This window comes from Embleya sp. NPDC050154 (assembly GCF_044460165.1).
Classification (GTDB): domain Bacteria; phylum Actinomycetota; class Actinomycetes; order Streptomycetales; family Streptomycetaceae; genus Embleya.
The window spans coordinates 89,586-107,947 of sequence record NZ_JBITJP010000003.1 but is presented as its reverse complement, the minus strand read 5'-3'; the positions used below and the strand labels follow the sequence as shown (position 1 = coordinate 107,947).

The window sequence follows — 18,362 nt, the reverse complement described above, 5'->3', positions numbered from 1 at the left end:
TCCGCTCCGCCGACCGCGGCCGGCGGGCGCACCCCGCCGGCCGCACTCGCCGCTTCTCCGTCGTGTCGTTCGGAGGCCGCGCACCAGGCCGTTGCCGAGTCAGTTGCCGGCGGTGGTCCGGGGCGGCGCCTTGAAGCGGTCGGCGTGTTCGGCCACCCACTCGGCGAACGTGCGCGCCGGGCGACCGGTCACCCGCTCGACGGTGTCGACCACCGTCTTGGACTCCTCGCTCGAAGAGGCGTACCAGCCGACGACGTATTCGGCGTCCGCACGGGACACGCCGTCGGCGATCAGCCTGTCGACCGCCTGTTGGTGGGTGATCCGGACAAAGGTCACGTCGCGGCCGATCGCCCGGGACAGGATGGCGAGCCGTTCACGCGAGGTCGGTGCTTCGGGCCCGGTCAGGTTGTACGCGCGCCCCGCATGCCCCTCGTCGAGCAGCGCGGCCGCGGCCACCGCGCCGATGTCGGCCTCGTGCACGAGCGCGCTGGGAAAGTCGTAGGGCTCCCGCACGACGCCCTCGGCCCGGATCGACTCGACCCAGGTCAAAGTGTTGGACATGAACTCCTGCGGTTCCAGGCGTGTCCACTCCACACCCGAATCCGCCACGGCCTGCTCCACCGGCCCCACCCCGCCGCCCCACACCACGGTGATGCGTCGCACGCCCGCGTCGACCGCCCGCCGCACCAACTCGGGCCCGACCTCGGCGAGTCCCGCCGTCACGGTGATGTGCAACCGGCTGACGCCGTCGAAGGCACCATGCAACTCCCCCGGAGCCGTGTGGGTGCCGGTCACCAACTCCGTGCCCGGCGGAAACCGCCCCTCCGCGGCGGCCGGGTTCCGCGTCAGTGCCCGGACGTGCTCGCCGCGTCGGACCAGCTCTGCCACAACGTGCCGACCGGTGTTCCCGGTGGCGCCCGTTACCAATGTCGTCATGAGGGATCTCCCGATTCCGAAGGGTTGTCAGGTGGTCGACAGCGAGTTCTCGGCGGTCTCGGACTTCGCGTCCCGCTCCGGCGTCCCGTCGTCCGAGGGTGTGGCGCCCCGGCTCTTGCGCAGCATGGCGAGGGCGAGGGCCGCGCTGGTCGCGGTGATGACGGCGCACGCGACGCCGATGACGTTCAGCCCGTTGGTGTAGGCCTGCGCGGCGGCGGCCAGCAGGTTCTCCGAAGGCTCGGCGGGCAGGTCCCGGGCGGCGGTGACGGCGTTCTCCATGCTTGCCTTCGCGGCATCGGCGGCGCCGGGGGTGGTGTCGGCGGGCAGGTCGAGCGAGTCGCGGTACACGGCTGCGCCGAGGCTGCCGAGTGTGGCGACGCCGAGCGCGTTTCCCAAGTCGCCGCAGATGGAGGAGAGGGCCGCCGCGGAGCCGCCCCGCTCCGGCGGCACGGACCCGACGACCAGGGTGGTGCCGAGCGCGCCGAAGGTCCCGACGCCGATGAAGATGATCACGAACGCGGCCATCAGCAGCGGCAGTCCGCCGACGGGATCGACGAAGACGAGCATCAGGTAGCCGATCGTGCCGATGAGCAGGCCCACCCCGATGACGGTGCCGAGCGCATGCCGTTTCGCGAGCACCGGCGCCAGTTGCGCGGCGATGATCGATGCAATCGCCGACGGCACCATCCACAGCCCCGCCTCCATCGGCGAGAGTCCCTCCACCATTTGGAGGAAGCCGGAGATGAAGAGGTAGCCGCCGCCGGTGGCCAGCATCGAGACCATCAGAATCAACAGCGCGGCGGTGAACGCGCCGACCCTGAAGAGCTTCAGGTCCAGCAGCGGCTCGGCCAACTTGCCCTGCCGCGACACGAACAGGACACCGATGGCGATACCGACGCCGATCGCGGCGACCGGGGCCGACGCGAAGCCGTAACGGGCAAGCTCCTTCAGCCCGTAGATGATCGACAGGATCGATGCCAGCGACAGCACCACACTGAAGAGGTCGATCCGGCCGGCCTCGGCATTCTTGTACTCGGGCAGGACCAGGGGCGCGACGATCAGCAGCACCGCCATGACGGGGACCCCGAGCAGGAACACCGAGCCCCACCAGAAGAACTCCAGCATCACGCCGCCGATCGCCGGGCCCAGGGCCGTGCCCCCCATGAAGCAACCGGCCCATACCGCGATGGCGCGGCCACGCTCGTACGGGTCGTGGAACATGTTGCCGATGAGGGCGAGCGTCGACGGCATCAGCGTCGCGGCGGCGACGCCGAGCAGCGCGCGGGTGACGATCAGGGCTTCCGCGCTGGTGGAGTAGGCGGCCGCGACGGAGGTGATGCCCACTGCCGTGGCGCCGATCATCAGCAGCCTGCGGCGGCCGATGCGATCTCCCAGCGCGCCCATGGTGATGAGAAAGCCGGCTATCAGAAAGCCGTAGATGTCCATGATCCACAACGTTTGCGTGCCGGTGGGCCGCAAATCCTCGGCGAGATGCGGCAGCGCCAGGTACAGCACACTCTGATCGAGGGATATCAACAGCGTGGGCAGGGCCAGTACCGCGAGCCCCAGCCATTCCCGGGGCCCGGCCTTTCGGGAAGGGGTCTCGGGAGCGATCGATGACATCGATGACCTTCCTTGCTCTGTGGTGCTCGGCTTTTGCTGCTCGGTGCGCGTCGTGCTCGATTCGTCGTGATCGCCACCCTGCGCTGTGGCGCTCTCGACGATCTCTCGGTCCGCTCTCGGTCGGCTCTCGACCTCGCGGGTGCCGTCAGGCGGAGGGCAGGGTTCGGGCGGCGCCGAGCCCGACCCGGCCGGCGTCAGGTGTTGTTCCGCGCCGGGCTCGTCCCGGCCTGCGTGACCTCGGGCGATCGGGCCGTCCGACGGCTGCCCTGCGGTGGACGGCGTCCAAGCCGAGCCGACAGGGGCGGGGTGTGCCCGTCGCATGCGCGGGCGGGACCGGGTGATGCTTGGGGGTGGAGTGGCTTCACCGACATGCGTCATCCGGCGATGTCGCGGACTCTCTCGGCGACCGCCACGCCACGAGCCGCGGCACCCGCCGCTGCGCCGGACCCGGCGTCGGCCGCCGCCGTGCCGTCGCTGCCCGTCGCGTTCGGCGTCCCGGCCCGACCCGCGGCGGGGTCGGATCGCCACGAACCGGCCCGGCTCGCGAGACTCCCACCGGAGGGCGGATGTCCGAGTTTCGACGGATGCGGGGGCGCCGTCGCCGGGTTCCTGGGCGGCCGGGAGGGTTACGGTGACCGTCAATCCGCCGCCTCCCCGGAGTTCGGCGTGGATTTCGCCGCCGTGGGCGCGGGGTCATCACGGTGCTCGAACGTCGTGCCGAGGTCGGTATCCGCCGCGCGCTGGGGGCCACACGCGGCCAGATCCGTGCCCGGTTCCTGGTCGAGTCGCTGATGCTGTCCGCACTCGGCGGGTTGGCCGGTGGCATCCTGGGGACGGCGGTCACCAGCGGGTACGCGAGCACTCGCGACTGGGACGCGGGTGTCCCGGCCCGGGCGACGGCGGGCGGCTTCGGCGCCACCCTGGTCATCGGCGCCGTCGCCGGTCTCTACCCGGCGATCCGCGTTTCGAGCCGTCCCGACGGAGGCCCTGGCCGCGGCTGCCCGCCGGCGCAATTCGGCATCATGATGCGGGGATCGGCGGATGGTTCCGCAGGGGGTCCGCGAACGAGGCTTGTGCCGTCGCCCGAGCGCTACCGACAAGGAGCCGGCCGCCATGCCGACCGCTTCCGACGACGGACCAGGTGGTCCGTCCCCAGGGCACGTTCGCCGGCTGTCACGGGTGCGGGCGTTCTGGTGCGGGGCGGTCGGCGCGTGGGTGGCGGAGCTATACGGTTCGGGGTTCGGTGGGTCTCGGTCCCATGGCGTTGACGCGCTTCGGGGGGCGCAGGTCGACCATGCGGCGTGTGCCCCACAGCCGGTCGTAGGCGTACGCCGCGTGGATGCCGACCTTCAGGGCCAGTCGTCGACCGCGCGACCAACGGAGCAGCTGACCCATGTGGGCCATCACTGCGAGGCTCACATCGCGGTTCACCTTGATTTCGGCGCGGGCGGTCTTCCGCAGGGCGTGTCCGATGTCCGTCACACAGCCGCGCGCGGACAGGCGCAGCAGCTCCTCGTGGCAATACGCGAGGTGGTTCTCCTCGTCGTCGCAGATCATCCGAATGCCTTTGCCGATGTCGGGATCGTCGCCGAGGTATCGGCGCAACATCCGCATGTCCTCGGCGGCGCGCTGCTCGGTGACGCGGCTGTGCACCAGGTATTCGACGATGTCGACCTCGGTCATCGGCTCGCCGCGGCGCAGCCGGTCGTGGGCGAGGCCGAAGCCTTGACGTTCGAGCAGCATGCAGTAGTCCGTCTCGGGCGGGACGTCGACCGGATCGAGTCCGCGACGGCGCAGCATGGCATTGAAGATGCGTCCGTGCTTGTCCTCGTCGGCGCCGTGCCGCGCGATCTTGGGTGCGAGTTCCGGGTCGGAGACCAAGGCGGCGATCCGCCCGTTCTCCCACCCGCCCTGGCTCTCGCCTTTCGCCGCGATGCTGCAGAACAGGCGGAATGCCTCGTCGTCTCGGTGGATCTCCCGAAGGATGCCGCGGGGGCTGAGCATGACCGGGCCCTCCATCTCCGCAGGCACTGCGTGTGCCGCTGAACTCGGTCATTGGACCAGGTACGGGAACAATCGTCGGATGAGCGTGCATACCACCTCGTGGTAAAGCGAAACCGGGCGATCGATGTACAACCGTTTGCCGCGATCACCGCCGACGACGGTTCCGCCATCGTTCCCTTCGCGCCGGTCCGGCCCGGTAGCGTCACCGAGGGCAACCAGATCAAGGATGAGCGGCGGTGCCGGGTGGATCCCGGCGTGGCTCGTAGTGGCCGATGCCCTTTCGAGCACGGCGGCCCGTGCACCGCCCGCTCGGCGCAATGGCACTCCCCGAACGCGCGGCCTTTCGAACGCGCGGCCTTCACCGCCAAGGCGACGTGCTCTGCTCCGTCGGGAATCAACGGCGGTCGGGGTCAATCGGCCGCGATCTTACGAGATCAGCCCCGCCCCCGGGGTCGCACTGCGGAGACCGAGGCCCACCGCTGCCAGGACCGCGCACCTCGCCACCTCGTCCGGCGTCAACCGTCCGTCCCGCAACGCGACGGCGACCCAGTCGACCGGTCCGAGGCCATCGCCGGGGTGGTCGATACTCCGTCCTCGAACCGGCTTCGTTGTGGCGGCGCCGGCGGCGGTGGACCTGCCGATGGTGCGGGTCGCGGGTCTCGCCGACCTCGCGGTGCCGGGTGGGCTCGCGAGGTCGGCGTGTTCGCGTGGTCGGTGTGTCCTTGAGGTGGTGGAGGGCCGGGCGCGGACGGGAGTCGGTTACAGGGCCTCCCGCAGTCGGACGGTGAATTGTGCGGGGTCGTCGACGAAGCCGGTGTGGTCGCCGGGGAAGAGGACGGGTTCGCTGCCGAGCGCGGTGGCCAGGGCGCGGGAGGTGCGGTCGCAGAGTTGGCCCGCGGAGGTGTCGCCGATGCCGACGATGATGCGTGTGGTCGCCGATCGGAGGGTGGTGGGGTCCGGTCGCCAGTGGGTGGTGGGGCGCAGTTCGTGCGCGAACCAGCGGAGTTCGTCCGCCTCCTCGTGCGGGGCTCGTTCGCCGCCGAACATCGCCTCGATCGCACCCTCGGGCAGTGCGATGTCGGCCTGGGCCATGAATTTGCTCCAGGCACCGGTGACGTCGCCGGCGAGGCGGGTGGCGATGATGTCGTCGGTCCCGGCGTGGAGGCGCTCGCGGTCGTCGAGGAGTTCGACGAGCGGAGGCTCGTGGGCGACGACGGTGTGCACCTGGTCGGGTCGGGTCTGGGCGAGGGCCAGTGCGGTGACGGCGCCGCCGCTGGAGCCCAGGACGGCGGCCGGCCCGAGGTCAAGGTGCGCGATGAGCCGGGACAGGTCGTCGGCGCGCAGGTGCGGGGTGGAGTCCTGGTCGGGGTCGTCGACCGGGCTGCGGTTGATGCCTCTGGGATCCGTGGTGAGCACGGTGTGGTCGGCGGCGAGCAGGTCGGCCATCGGCGCGAAGGCGGCCGCGTCCATCGGGGCGCCGACGAGCGCGATCAGCGGCCCGGTGCCGCGCACCTCGTAGTACAGGCGTGCGCCGGGAACCTCCAGGGTGCCGGTCGTGATGCAGACGTCTGCGGTCATGGTGTCCTCCTCGGACCGGGCGGTGTCGCCCGCTCGAACGGGATTGCGGGGCGATTTCTTCGCCCCTTGCCATGACGACGAACGAGACACGGCTCGATCGACACGGTCGTCGAAACTTCCTCGGCCACGGGGGTGACCGCCGCGCGGGACGGCGGCCGGACCGCGCACCGACGACGCGGTGCGCGGCGTAGCGGCCGGCCGCGAGCCCGCGGCCGTCCGCGCACCCAGGACAGGTGCCGCGGACGGCGCCGCCGATCGTGCGTCTCGGTCGCCGGTACGGAGCCGTCCGCGTACGCCGACCGAAGCCCGCTGGCGCCAGGCGCGCGGCGGGTCGGCGTCCGGAAGTCGGGAAAGATCTTCCCGGTGTCACTCGCGCGCAGTACGGTGCAGGGCCGATGATCTCGGAGGTGAACCCCATGTGGGTCATCCGTGAATGGCGTGACGGCGACGGACACCGCGTCAAGGTGGTCTTGGACCCGATCCGGGCCGCGCGGTCGGACGCCGAACTCCGGGAACGCTACCGCCACATCCTCGACCACGTCACCGAGCCGGAACCGGCCGTGATCGAGCGCGTCGAGCCGGCCGGCGTCGGCGCGTTCGCCTCGGCACGCCGCGAAGCCCCCCGCACCCGCCGCTACCTCGTCGGGCTCGACGACCTTGTGCCCGGCCTGCTGCCACCCGACCTCGACCTGCGGCCGTCGGCCTGACGAGCCCGAACATCGACCGTCACCTCGCCTGGTCGGTTTCGTACCGCTCCACGCTGCTCTCATCGTTTACCACGGCTTAACGACCCTTGCCCGGCTTCGCGTTGTTCGCCCGAGCAGCCTCGCGGCACGCTTACAGGCATCCGAACCGCCCGTCCCGATGGCACGGGGAAGCGGAAGTGGCGCAGGTCACGGAGCTGCACCTGTCACAGGGGTCGAGTGGTCGGTGTCTCGTGCTCCAACAGCGACACCAACAATGAACGGGAAGACATCATGAGCAAGGTCTGGTTCGTCACCGGTTCGTCCCGCGGCTTGGGCCGCAGCTTCGTCGAAGCCGCGCTGTCCCGCGGTGACAAGGTGGCCGCGACGGCCCGGGACACGGGAAGTCTCGACGACCTGGTCGCCGCCCATGGTGACGCCGTGCTTCCGCTCGCAATGGACGTGACCGACAGGGCGGTCGTCCTGGAGAGCGTAAAGCGGGCCAAGGAGCACTTCGGCCGTCTCGACGTCATCGTGAACAACGCGGGCTACGCCCGGATCGGCGCGATCGAGGAGCTGACCGAGCAGCAACTGCGCGACCAGTTCGAGACCAACATGTTCGGCGCGGTGTGGGTGATCCAGGCCGCATTGCCCTACCTGCGCGAGCAGGGTGCGGGGCACATCATTCAACTGTCCTCGGTGGCCGGGCTCATCGCCATGCCGCTCGGCGGTGCGTACCAGGCATCCAAGTGGGCGCTCGAAGCCCTGAACGAAACGCTCGCCCAGGAGGTCGCCGAATTCGGCGTCAAGGTGACCGTGATCGAGCCCGCCGGCTTCGCCACTCGGTCCGGCAAGAACCCGGACCCGCTCGCCAACGGCCACGTGTCCGAGGCAGACCCGATCTACGACGGTCTGCGCCGGCGCCTCGCCGACGTCATGGGCAAGCAGCCCGGCGGCGACCCGGCTGCGGCGGCCCGGGCCCTCCTCAAGATCGTCGACTCCGACAACCCGCCCCTGCGTGTGCTCTTCGGCCGGGGCTTCCACCCGATGCTTCAGCAGGTCTACGCCGACCGGCTCAAGACCTGGTCCGACTGGGAGGACCTCTCGGCCGAGGCACACGGCAGGCTCGACCACGAAGATCGGTGACGTCCCATCCGAGTCTCTTCGAAGGGGCGGGCCCGTGCGGCCCGCCCCTCGGGGAATCGCGCCCGGCGACGCCGTGGTCGACGACATCCACCCCGTCGACGAGTCCACACGAGGTCGTTTCCTTCCGGAGGGGTCGGCGAGCGACGGGCCGAGGAGCGCGGATCGGCACCCAACGCCCGAGACTCCGGTGGTCGTTGGGAGTCGGCATGGATCCGGCGGCGAACGGGTGAACCTCGACGCGGGCGTGGTCGCCTCCCGCGCAGGGCGGGTATCGCGTGCCAGGCGAGTGGATGGTATTCGCGTCGGACCGTTCCGGGAGCCCAGTGTGCGCCGTGCCGCAACGATGTTCGCAGCGTTTGCCGCCACGGGTGCGATCACCCTCACCGTGCCCGCCTGTGCCGCCGCCGCCAAGGGAACGATCGTGTTCCTCGATACCGGTCGGGTCGTCAACAACCCCGGTGGCTGCTACAACGCCAAGGCCATGCCCCTCGCGGTCGCGAACAGGACCAGCGAATACGTTCTGATCTACAGCGGGCCCGACTGCACGGGAAACCCGGTCAGGGTCGTCCCGCCGGGCGGCCGGGCAACGGAGGAGTTCGGCTCCAGCCTGTACGTCGACTGACCGCGCGGACCCGGCCGGGGCCGCGCGGTGTCCCGCCGCAGGCGTCCTTGTCGGCCCCGGGACGCAAACGTCTTCGTCGGTCCCGGGACACCGCAGCGGTGGCCATCGCCGAATTGGCGGGCCTGCCGTCGCGCATCGCCGCCCACGAAGCCAACTCGCCCCCGGTCGACCTGGTGCGCGAAAGCTGCCGCGACGCCGGATTCGAGCCCCTGCTCGGACCACCCTTCACCACCGACCAGGACACCCTCGCCGCGATCGGAACCGGCCGACCCGGTTGGACGGTGTTCTACGCCGCCCAAGCCCGCACGCTGCCCACCATCCGCACCGTGTTCCGTCCGTTCAGCGCGCCCGCTCCGGCGCTGCCGACAGCGCTCGCGGTACGCCCGAACGCGTCCGTACGCCGCCTCGCCACACTCCTCCACGCCCGTCGGATCCCGGCCGATCCGGCACCCCGCGCCCTCGGGCGCTCGCGACCTGCGCAGCGTGGGAAGCGTGAGGGTGCCCGGCAAGTCCCCCGCCCGAAAGCGGCATTCGCGCGTGCGAGAGGATACCGATCGTCCCGGACGCGAGCCCCGGCTCGCCTCGGCGATCGACGGATACCAGAGCCGGGCGAAGACGGGGAGTGGAAGCAACCGTGAACTGGGCACGCAGAACTCTCTCGCCGGCCGTCCTGGTTGCGGGCCTGCTCTTGACGACGGTCGCCTGTCAACCAAAGGACAAGGAATCCGAGAAGTACGTCACCGCCGCCGCGGACACACGGCCGTACGACCAGTGGCTTGCCGCGCGTTCGGAGATACCGGCCGACCTCGCGCTCTCCGGGCAATTCCTCACCGTGCCGGGCCAGGACGCGGCCAAGGGCGGAAATCGGGTGCTGCGTTATCGCGTGCAGATCGAGAAGGGCCTGCAGATCGACGCGCGATACCTCGCCCGTGCCGTGCACGAGACGCTCAACGACGCGCGAAGTTGGGGAGGTGACGGAACGATCGGCCTGGAGCGGGTGAGTTCGGGTGCGTCTTCCTTCACCGTGACCGTGGCCAGTACGGGAACGGTCAACTCGTGGTGCGCCAAGGACGGTTTGGATACCGGTGAACAACGGGTTTCCTGCAACGTCGCCTCCACCCGCCGGGTGATGCTCAACGCGTGGAGATGGGGAACGGGATCCTCCACCTACGGCGATGATCTGGCGAACTACCGACGCATGCTGATCAACCACGAGGTCGGCCATCGACTCGGTCACATGCACGAGACGTGTGAACGGTCGGGCGCTCCCGCGCCGGTCATGATGCAGCAGACACTGACCCTCGTCACCGGCAGCGCCACGTGCGCGCCCAACCCGTGGCCACGTCCGTAGTCGGCGCGGTCGGCACCGAACGTTTCGAGCGGCAGGGCGCCTCCCGACGAGTCGACCAGGACACCTTCGGTGTTCGTGCGCGGGGTGGTCGGCCGGGAGCAGGCCTCGAAGTTGTCGGCCCCACACCCAAGATCTCGCTACCTGGAGTACTAGGCAACGGCAGAACCCGAGCGCAGGATGGTTCGACGGGGTTGGTCAGCCCCTCCGGGGAGCCGCGACAGCGGTGAACCGGCTTTCGGGGCCTGTCGTTCGACAGTGTCGTCGGGCTGTGGGCAGGCTCCGAGCATTCGGCCGGGCAACGGCGCCCGAGCCTCATTCTCGGAGGAAGCAGTGACCGTCACTCATCTCGGTGACAGACTCAACGGCGAGTCCGTCACCATCGCGGCGTCGAGCCCCCGAATCAGGGCGTGGTTGCAGGACATCGCGACCGTGGATCGCATTCATCACCATCTGGGAGCACAACTCCGCAACGGGACCACGGATCCGGGCGCGAGACCGCTCCGTGCCATGCGTCTGCACAGCGACGACGCGCAGGCCTCGATCCTCGCGGCCGTTCGCTCGGCCGCGGCGGAGCCGAACAGCGTCTCGCTCGCCAAGGAGGTGAACGACCACGCCTTGCGGTGGGCGGATGCGTTGGCTCGCCTGACCGCACACGCGGGATGGTTCGGCCACCTCTGTGACGCACTGATCGCGACCCACCACGTCGTGCGAACCGGCGCCACCAAACCCTGCGGTCGCTGCGGGATCCATGGCGAACGCGTGGTGCTCACCAGCCCCTACCCCGGTGTTCTGGACCGGGTCACCGTGTCCTGCCGAACGTGTGGCAGTTCGACCCAGCACCCGTACGGCGAACCCGGCCCCGAGATCGACATCCGCGTCCGCTCGGGATCCGGCTCCGCCGTCCTCGAGATCGAGTCCGTCGCCGAGGCACGAGCCCTCGACTGTTCGACGATTCACTTCCAGTTCGCGCCCGGCGTCGTCGATGGCGGCCCCTCGAAGCCGCTGCCCATCGACCGGGTCCGGCTGGAACCGAGCGGGCGCTTCGCCACGACGCTGGACCTGCCCGACGTCCCGGGCGCGGGAGCCGAACTCCAGGCGTTGTGCGTGAGCGGATTCCAGGTCTCGACCCGGCGCTTCGCCGTCTCGGACGCGGCCACGACCGCTCCTCCTCGCGTCGTGAAGCCCCGCCGGGGAGGCTCCCGCAAGGCCGACCCGAAGCCGGCCGCGGTGGCCGCGGTGGTCGCTGAACCGTCGATCGACGCCGTGCGCACCGTGAAGGCTTGGAAGGCATAAAGGTCCTCATCAAGGCGCTTCCCGTGCGCGGTGGGTGACGAGGCAGACGGCGATGCCACGGCCGTCCACACATGGACGGCCGTGGTGCGCTGTGCGGGCCCGCTCAAACCGAGGTACCGCGCGCGTACTCGACCGGGCGGGCGTACCCGGCTCGGACGGCATCGCGTATCGCGGGGCTCGGACGACGTCGCGTATCGTCGCGGGCGCCGGCGCGGCGGCCGCCCGGGCGTGGATCCGCCCGAGCAGCAGGTCGTTGTCGCTGTTCAGGCGGATGGCTGCCCCGGCACTCAGGCGGGCGCGGGGAAGCGGGCTATGTTCTGCTCCACCCAGGTCCGCAGGTGCGCGAGCGGTGCGCAGGCGTCGGTACCCAACGGGGTCAGGCTGTACTCGACGCGCAGCGGCACCTCGGCGTAGATCTCGCGGTGCACCAGCCCGTGGTCCTCCAGACGGCGCAGGGTCTGGGTGAGCACCTTCGGGCTGATTCCCTGCAGGCGGGTACGCAATGCGCCGAAGCGCTGCGGGCCCTGTTCCAGTGCGCCCAGGGCGAGCGCGCTCCACTTGTTGGCGAGCAGGTCGAGCATGTCGCGGCATGGACACGCTGCCGCGTAGACGTCGACGGGATCGCCGCATTCGCCGGTCTTTGTGGTCATGGCCTGCATGGTATCCGATGGGTACTTGTTGTCCTTGTGGGTAACCACTTCCCTTCGCCTACCGTGTTTTCGGCCCGGTGGGAATCCGGTCCGGGCCGCAGCCACACTTCGACGCGAGGACCCCTGATGAACGCGATCCCTTCGACGATGCCCGCCGTCGCCTACCGCAAGAGCCTCCCGACCGACGACCCGGAGAGCCTGCTCGACCTCGAACTCCCCGTACCCGCCCCCGGACCGCGCGACCTGCTCGTCCGGGTCGAGGCCGTGGCGCTCAACCCCGTGGACTACAAGATCCGGCAGAACGCCGACCCCGGCGGCGAGCCACGGGTGCTCGGCTGGGACGCGGCCGGCACGGTCGTCGCGGTCGGCGAGCAGGTGCACCTGTTCTCCGTCGGCGACGAGGTGTTCTACGCCGGGGCACTGAACCGGCCCGGCGCCAACGCCCGCTTCCACGCCGTGGACGAACGCCTGGTCGCCCGCAAGCCGACCGCGCTGTCCTTCACCGACGCGGCCGCGCTGCCCCTCACCTCGCTCACCGCCTGGGAGGGCCTGTTCGACCACCTGGAACTCGCGGACGCCACCGGCACCCTGCTGGTCACCGCCGCGGCGGGCGGCGTCGGATCGATGGTCGCGCAGCTCGCCCGGGCTCGCACGGGGCTGACCGTCATCGGCACAGCGTCCCGCCCGGAGACCGCCGACTTCGCGCGGCGGATGGGGGCCCACCACATCGTCGACCACCACCAGCCGCTCGCCCCGCAGCTCGCGGAAGCGGCACCCGACGGCGTGGACTACGTGTTCGGCACCACCGGCACCGAACGCAACCTGTCTGTCTACGCCGACGTGCTCAAGCCCTTCGGCGCGATCGTCGCCGTCGACGACTTCGACTCCTTGCCGATGGGCATGCTGAAGGCCAAGAGCATCGCCTTCCACTGGGAGTTCATGTTCACCCGGTCGATGTTCGCCACCCCCGACCAGCAGGAGCAGCACCGTGTCCTCACCGAGGTCGCGCGGCTCGTCGACGCGGGCGCCGTCGTCTCCACCGCCACCCGCGACCTCGGTCCGGTGAACGCCGCGAACCTCCGCGAGGCACACCGGCTCCAGGAATCCGGCGGCACGATCGGCAAGCTCACCCTCACCGGCTTCTGACGGAACCGGACTTCGGCCCGCGCCATTCGTCCGCCGGACGGCGCCGGGACCGGTCCGCGGCGATTCGGACCGCCCGGTTCTTCGCTGTGCCGCGGCTCCGCACGGATTCACCGGTGCCTGAATGCGGGTCGAGGGCCATCCACCCGACCGGGAATTCGGCGGCCGGCAACGCAATCGTGAATTCGTGGGTCTCGGGCTCCCGGGGACCGACAACGGCTGACGCTCGACCGCCGACCGCCGACCGCCGACCGCCGACCGCCGACCGCCGACCGCCGACCGCCGACCGCCGACCGAATCTCGCGTGTGGCTGCGCGTCGGCGTCGAATGGGCGCGGCGGTCTCGGGTGGTCCCGGCGATGAGAACACTCACCGGGGCCGCCGCCGGGTCGCTCGTCGGCGGGCGAGGTCCGATCGCCCAGGGTCGAGGGCGCAGGGCTGTTCGGCGCGCGGGGGCGGTCCGCCGCACGGGCGTCGCCGCAACTTGCCGGTAACGGCCCGCACTTGGGAACACCCCCCGTACGTAGGCCCGTTCGTGCACTCGACCGGAGAGTTGCCGGCGCCCGGTGCCCAGTCGCCCGACGCACTTCGTCCCACTCGACCTCGCGATATGCGGATGTTTCGGTTGTGGTGGGGCGGCATTCCGCCTCAGGCTCTTCCGGCGCGATGCGACATGTGCCATGTTACATGTCGCATACCGCCAGGCTGCGTTCCCGTACGCGGCCACAACGCTCCGGAGGCCTCCACAGATGCGTCTCTCCCGGATATCGAAGGCCAACGCGCGCAGAATCCCTGCGCTCGGCGTCGCCTTCTGCATAGCGCTCGGCCTGTTCGCGCCGCAGAGCCAGGCCGCCCCCGCCGGCGCCACGACCCCGGCCGGGGTAAGCGCCGCCAAAGCCGCGGCCCCGGCGCCGCGGTCGATCCCGGTCCCCAGGTCACCCCACGCCAGGACCGACAGTTTCGGCTTCAAGATCTCCTCGCAGGAAGGCGCCGAGGAGCTTGCCACGCCGGCCGCCCCGACCGCCGAACCCGCCAACACAGACGGGCAGTTCTCGGCCGCCGCAAACGATTGCGGCGACCTGTCCGGAGTGATCAACTCCTCGGGCGCGGCGCTGATCCAACACCTCAAGGCGCTCCCCGGGGTCACCTGCACCTACCCGCTGTTCAACCTCACCGGGGAGACCGCGGGGACGGCCTTCCGCGAAGCCAAGATGGTCACCGTCGCCGACGCGCTGCGCGACACCTCCGCGACGTACCCGGGCAACAACACCACCTCCATCGGACAGTTGGTGATGTTCCTGCGCGCCGGCTACTACGTGCAGGACAACAACGCGGACGCCGTCGGCGACTACGGCCCGGCGCTGGACACCGCGGCCCGCGGCGCGCTGGACGCCTTCTTCGCCTCCCCGCGCAGCAAGGACGTCACCGACGCCAACGGCGAGACCCTCAACGAGGTCGTCACGCTCATCGACAGCACCCACACGGCCGGCCGGTACGCCGGCGTCGTCAAGTGGCTGCTCGCCGGCTACGGCGGCACGTGGCCGAGCCGGATGACCCTTGCCGTGGAGCACGTCGAGTGGGTCGTCGAGAACGGCTTCAAGGCCAAGAACGACGGCCGCGGCTGGCGGGCCGCCCTCAAGGCCGACCCCGCGATCCTCGACACCTGGTCCGACTTCATCATCCGCAACAACACCCAGCTGAACCGCTTGGACGTCGTCAGCAACGTCGGCCGCTTCCTCGGCTACGCCCTCGACGTCCCCGAACTCAAGGACCGGGTCCGGCCACTGCTGAAGGACTTGATCAACCGCTACCCGAACGTCGGTCCGACCGCGCCGCTCACCATGAACCTGGCCTGGTACACGCGCGAGTTCGACCGGAACAACTGTGCGGCGTACGCCATCTGTGACCTCGCCGACCGGGTGCTCCCCGTGGTCCTGCCGATCCAACACTCCTGTAACCCGAACCTGAAGTTCCGTGCCCAGGACATGTCCCCCGGGCAACTGGCCACCACCTGCAACAGCCTGATCAACCAGGACGCCTATTTCCACCGGGTGATCGGCGACAAGGGCGCGATCCCGGGTGACGTGAACACCAACCTCGAGGTCGTCGCGTTCGACGACTACACCCAATACGCGCTGTACGCCTGGGCCATCTACAACGTCGACGTCGACAACGGCGGCACATACGAGGAGGGCAACCCGACCCAGGCCGGCAACCAGGCCCGCTTCATCGCCCACGAGGCGGACTGGCTGCGTCCGTCCTTCGAGATCTGGAACCTCAACCACGAGTACACCCACTACCTCGACGGCCGCTACAACATGTACGGCGACTTCGAGGCCGGCATGACCACGCCGACCATCTGGTGGGTCGAGGGCATCGCCGAGAACGTCTCGTTCGGCTACCGCAACGAGCGCAACGCCGACGCCATCGCCGTGGCCGGCAACAAGACCTACACGCTCGGCGAGTTGTTCGACACCGTCTACGACCAGGTCGAGGACCCCGACGTCAACTCGGCCCGGGTCTACCGGTGGGGCTTCCTGGCCGTCCGCTACATGCTCCAGGCGCACCCCGCGGACGTCGAGACCGTGCTGGGCAAGTACCGCGTGGGCGACTGGACCGGTGCCCGCACCTTCCTGAAGCAGACCATCGGCTCCCGCTATGACGCAGGTTTCGCCACCTGGCTGACGACCACCTGCGCGACCGACGACTGCGGCCCCCTGCCGGAGGTCTCGTCCACCCCGCTCTGCACCAACGCCGACCCCCGTCAGTTCGACAAGAACTGCCGCCGGGAGAATCTCGCGGCCACCACCGGCAACTACAGCTACCACTTCCTGTACCTGCCCGCAGGTGCGAAGGAGTTGACCATCACCAGCAGCGGCGGCACCGGTAACGCCGACCTGTACTACGGCGGCAGCACCTGGGCCACCACCGGCAACTACCAGGCGAAGTCCACCAACGCCGGCAACGGCGAGACCCTGACGATCGCCGCCCCGCCGTCCGGCTGGGTCTACTTCACCCTCGCCGCCGCGCAGACCTTCGGCGGCGTGAACGTCACCACGCAGTACAAGTGAGCCGGTCCGGCGGGCATCACCGTGCCCCGGTGAACCGGGATCTGTCGGACAGAGATCCGTCGGACCGGGATCCGGCCGGCAAGGCGAGCCCGACCGGTGCGGAACAGCCGGGAATCGGGGCGGCCCAGGCATGACGACGGTCCTTGCCATCCGCAACCGGATGGCAAGGACCGTCGCTCGTGGAAGGGACGGCGGGAACGGCCCCGGACCGCGTGCGTGCGGTCGAGGCCGTTCCCGTTCCTAACGCGGGCCCTCGCTTCGGTGGGGATCGGTGGGCACGTCGGCCGGCCTCGGCGCGCGGGCCCGGGGCCGCGACGATTCGGGTTCAGCCGAGCAGACGGGCGGTACTGTCGGGGCGGTTCTTGAGCATCGTGGCCTCCCACGGTTCGAAGTCGATCCGTCGGCGCGGGCCCCGGGTGTCGGGCGGGCCGGCGGGCCGGGTGAGGACGGCCGCCGCGCACAGCGCGGTGAGTGTGCCGGCGCCCAGGGCGATCGGGCCCCACGCGTCGATCCTGCTCCCGGCGTCGGCGACCAGTCGCGGTACGAGCGCGGTGGCGATCGTCACGCATCCCGCCACCAAGGCGGCCAGGCGTGTGCCGCGACCGGCGCGCACGGCCGTGACCCCGGCCAGGAACAGGCACACCAGACCCGACAGCGCGAACCACCCGGCCGCGTATGGGGGTGTGCGGAACGCGGCGGGGATGGCGCTGCCGAGTGCCAGTCCGGATACCGCCAGGCCCACCGCGGTGGCCCAGCGCAGAGCCGTCCCCGCGACCTTCTCGGTGGCTGTCGACGGTGTCCCGGCCGGTGACGCGGTGGCGGTGAACGCCGGCGGCAGGGGTGGGAACCCGCCGGCATTCCCCGGGCCGACGGGCCCGTTCGGGCGGTGCGGGTCGCCTACTTCGACCGGGCGCCTGCCCTGCTTGGCGTGGGTGGGGTTGCTCAACAGGTCCGCCAGGAGCACGAGGTCGCTCACCGGCCGTGTCATCGCGGCTTCCCGCAGGGCCTCGTCGGCGGCCATTCCGGAACAGTCGCCCAGGATGGCGATCATCCGTGCGACCTCGGGGACGGAGCGATGGGTGGTCGCGAGGCGCAGCAACGTCTCCGCCGCGTTGTCCGGCAAGTCGTCCGTCGTGTCGTGGTCGGGCTCCTCGACCGGGTTGCCCGGTGCCGGGTGCGCGAAGGGATCGGAACGCGGCGTCATGGGCGCGGGGGCGGACCACGAAGGCGCCGCGCCGCTCGGGCGGGTCGGCGGCGAGGCGGGCCGCGGGGGAGCGCCGGGCGGGGGCGTCCAGGTGTCGAAATAGGCGCTCGGCGCGGGGGGTTCGTGATGCCTGGGCAGCGGTGCGGGCGTCGATGGTTCGGGGTCTGGTGCGAAGGTCACGGGGTTCTCCCTGCGCGTGGAAACACGGCCGGACCGCGCCTGTACCGGACACGCTCCCGGTCGCCGGACGAGGGCGTGTACCCGCTTGCGCAATCGCTCAGTCCCGGCCACCGGCGCCCGCCGCGCCGGCCTATCGCGGGTGGGGTGGGTCGGGTTGGGCGGTGGGGTGCTTGCTTTGTGCGGAGTGGGCGGGGTCGCGCAGGAGTTCCGCCAGTTGTACGAGGTCGCTGACGGGTCGTGTCATGGCCGCCTCGCGCAGGACGTCGTCGGCGGCGGATCCGGGGCAGTCTCGCAGGATCGCGATCATGCGAGCGAGGTCGGGGATCGGCCGGTGTGTCGCCGTCAGTCGCAGCAACGTCTGCGACGCGTCGTCCGGGGGCTCATGCGTGCCGTCCACGGACGGTTCTTCGAACGGATTGCCGGACGTTCCCGTCGTCGCGGGCGCCGGCGTGGTCGCTGTCGGGCGCGCGGGGGCGGGACGTGTCAGGGGTGAGGGGGAGGTGGATCGGGAGGGGGTCGGATCCCTGCGGGCCGTGCGTGAGGCGTGTCGTGGAGGGAGGACGGGCGGCCCGGGCGGGGGTCCCCAGGTCTCGAATTGCGCGGTGGGTGTGGTGGGTTCGTGATGCGTCGGCGTCGGCGTCGGTGGCGGTGTGGGTGGTCGAGGTTCGGATGTGAATGTCACGGCACTCTCCCTACATGTGGAAACCGGGCCGGAACGCGTCGGTGCCGGACGCGCTTCGGTGACAGGACAAGGGCGTGTACCCGTATCGACAACCGCTCAGTCGCAGTGGGTTGGCCCGCCGGCTCGCGCAACGTCGATAACCTCCGCCCAGGACGCGTGGGGGCGCGATCCGGTCCGGTGCCGGCGATCGCCGAGGT

At 70.5% G+C, this 18,362-nt stretch carries 14 protein-coding genes and 1 pseudogene; 8 read left to right on the top strand and 7 right to left on the bottom strand.

The window, feature by feature from the left end:
• Positions 1 to 99: 99 nt before the first annotated feature.
• A complete protein-coding gene (locus ACIBSV_RS07135) occupies positions 100 to 936 on the bottom strand; it encodes an NAD(P)H-binding protein (protein WP_395860100.1) in 837 nt (278 codons plus the stop codon).
• 27 nt (positions 937 to 963) lie between these two features.
• The gene (locus tag ACIBSV_RS07130; RefSeq protein WP_395860098.1) at positions 964 to 2,559 is read right to left on the bottom strand and encodes an MFS transporter; all 1,596 of its coding nucleotides are present in this window, start codon (positions 2,557 to 2,559) and stop codon (positions 964 to 966) included.
• A 692-nt stretch (positions 2,560 to 3,251) separates the two neighbouring features.
• Between ACIBSV_RS07130 and ACIBSV_RS07125 the strand changes: the two are divergent.
• Positions 3,252 to 3,585: pseudogene (locus ACIBSV_RS07125) on the top strand (ABC transporter permease); the annotation flags it as partial.
• 198 nt (positions 3,586 to 3,783) lie between these two features.
• Here the strand turns inward: ACIBSV_RS07125 and ACIBSV_RS07120 are convergent.
• Together ACIBSV_RS07120 and ACIBSV_RS07115 are read right to left on the bottom strand one after the other, a co-directional pair.
• The gene (locus ACIBSV_RS07120; RefSeq protein WP_395860096.1) at positions 3,784 to 4,563 is read right to left on the bottom strand and encodes a ferritin-like domain-containing protein; all 780 of its coding nucleotides are present in this window, start codon (positions 4,561 to 4,563) and stop codon (positions 3,784 to 3,786) included.
• 759 nt (positions 4,564 to 5,322) lie between these two features.
• Positions 5,323 to 6,141 carry an alpha/beta fold hydrolase gene (locus tag ACIBSV_RS07115; RefSeq protein WP_395860094.1) on the bottom strand — a complete coding sequence of 273 codons (819 nt, stop codon included), beginning with the start codon at positions 6,139 to 6,141 and terminating at the stop codon, positions 5,323 to 5,325.
• A gap of 416 nt (positions 6,142 to 6,557) precedes the next feature.
• Here ACIBSV_RS07115 and ACIBSV_RS07110 point away from each other — a divergent pair, with 416 nt between their 5' ends.
• The 5 genes from ACIBSV_RS07110 to ACIBSV_RS07090 all read left to right on the top strand — a co-directional run bounded on the left by ACIBSV_RS07110 (position 6,558) and on the right by ACIBSV_RS07090 (position 11,236).
• Positions 6,558 to 6,848 (top strand): hypothetical protein, encoded by a 291-nt coding sequence (locus tag ACIBSV_RS07110; protein ID WP_395860093.1) that lies wholly within the window; start codon positions 6,558 to 6,560, stop codon positions 6,846 to 6,848.
• 270 nt (positions 6,849 to 7,118) lie between these two features.
• The gene (locus tag ACIBSV_RS07105; protein WP_395860091.1) at positions 7,119 to 7,970 is read left to right on the top strand and encodes an SDR family NAD(P)-dependent oxidoreductase; all 852 of its coding nucleotides are present in this window, start codon (positions 7,119 to 7,121) and stop codon (positions 7,968 to 7,970) included.
• A gap of 226 nt (positions 7,971 to 8,196) precedes the next feature.
• Positions 8,197 to 8,592, top strand: coding sequence for a hypothetical protein (locus ACIBSV_RS07100; protein ID WP_395860089.1), 396 nt, complete (start codon positions 8,197 to 8,199; stop codon positions 8,590 to 8,592).
• Between the two features lie 634 nt (positions 8,593 to 9,226).
• Positions 9,227 to 9,943: a DUF3152 domain-containing protein gene (locus tag ACIBSV_RS07095; protein WP_395860088.1), complete on the top strand. Its 717-nt coding sequence runs from the start codon at positions 9,227 to 9,229 to the stop codon at positions 9,941 to 9,943.
• Positions 9,944 to 10,450: 507 nt separating this feature from the next.
• Complete coding sequence (locus ACIBSV_RS07090; RefSeq protein ID WP_395860086.1) at positions 10,451 to 11,236, top strand: hypothetical protein; 786 nt, start codon at positions 10,451 to 10,453, stop codon at positions 11,234 to 11,236.
• Positions 11,237 to 11,523: 287 nt separating this feature from the next.
• Here the strand turns inward: ACIBSV_RS07090 and ACIBSV_RS07085 are convergent, their stop codons facing one another.
• Entirely contained in the window at positions 11,524 to 11,817 is a 294-nt protein-coding gene (locus ACIBSV_RS07085) for a winged helix-turn-helix transcriptional regulator (protein ID WP_395860945.1), read from the bottom strand.
• A gap of 195 nt (positions 11,818 to 12,012) precedes the next feature.
• Between ACIBSV_RS07085 and ACIBSV_RS07080 the strand changes: the two genes are divergently transcribed.
• Both ACIBSV_RS07080 and ACIBSV_RS07075 read left to right on the top strand, forming a co-directional pair.
• Positions 12,013 to 13,032 (top strand): zinc-binding alcohol dehydrogenase family protein, encoded by a 1,020-nt coding sequence (locus tag ACIBSV_RS07080; RefSeq protein ID WP_395860084.1) that lies wholly within the window; start codon positions 12,013 to 12,015, stop codon positions 13,030 to 13,032.
• 745 nt (positions 13,033 to 13,777) lie between these two features.
• On the top strand, positions 13,778 to 16,099 hold the full coding sequence (locus ACIBSV_RS07075) for a collagenase (RefSeq protein ID WP_395860082.1): 2,322 nt from the start codon (positions 13,778 to 13,780) through the stop codon (positions 16,097 to 16,099).
• Between the two features lie 325 nt (positions 16,100 to 16,424).
• Here ACIBSV_RS07075 and ACIBSV_RS07070 read toward each other — a convergent pair whose 3' ends face one another.
• On the bottom strand, positions 16,425 to 17,483 hold the full coding sequence (locus ACIBSV_RS07070) for a hypothetical protein (RefSeq protein WP_395860080.1): 1,059 nt from the start codon (positions 17,481 to 17,483) through the stop codon (positions 16,425 to 16,427).
• 130 nt (positions 17,484 to 17,613) lie between these two features.
• Positions 17,614 to 17,880: a hypothetical protein gene (locus tag ACIBSV_RS07065; RefSeq protein ID WP_395860078.1), complete on the bottom strand. Its 267-nt coding sequence runs from the start codon at positions 17,878 to 17,880 to the stop codon at positions 17,614 to 17,616.
• Positions 17,881 to 18,362 lie beyond the last annotated feature (482 nt).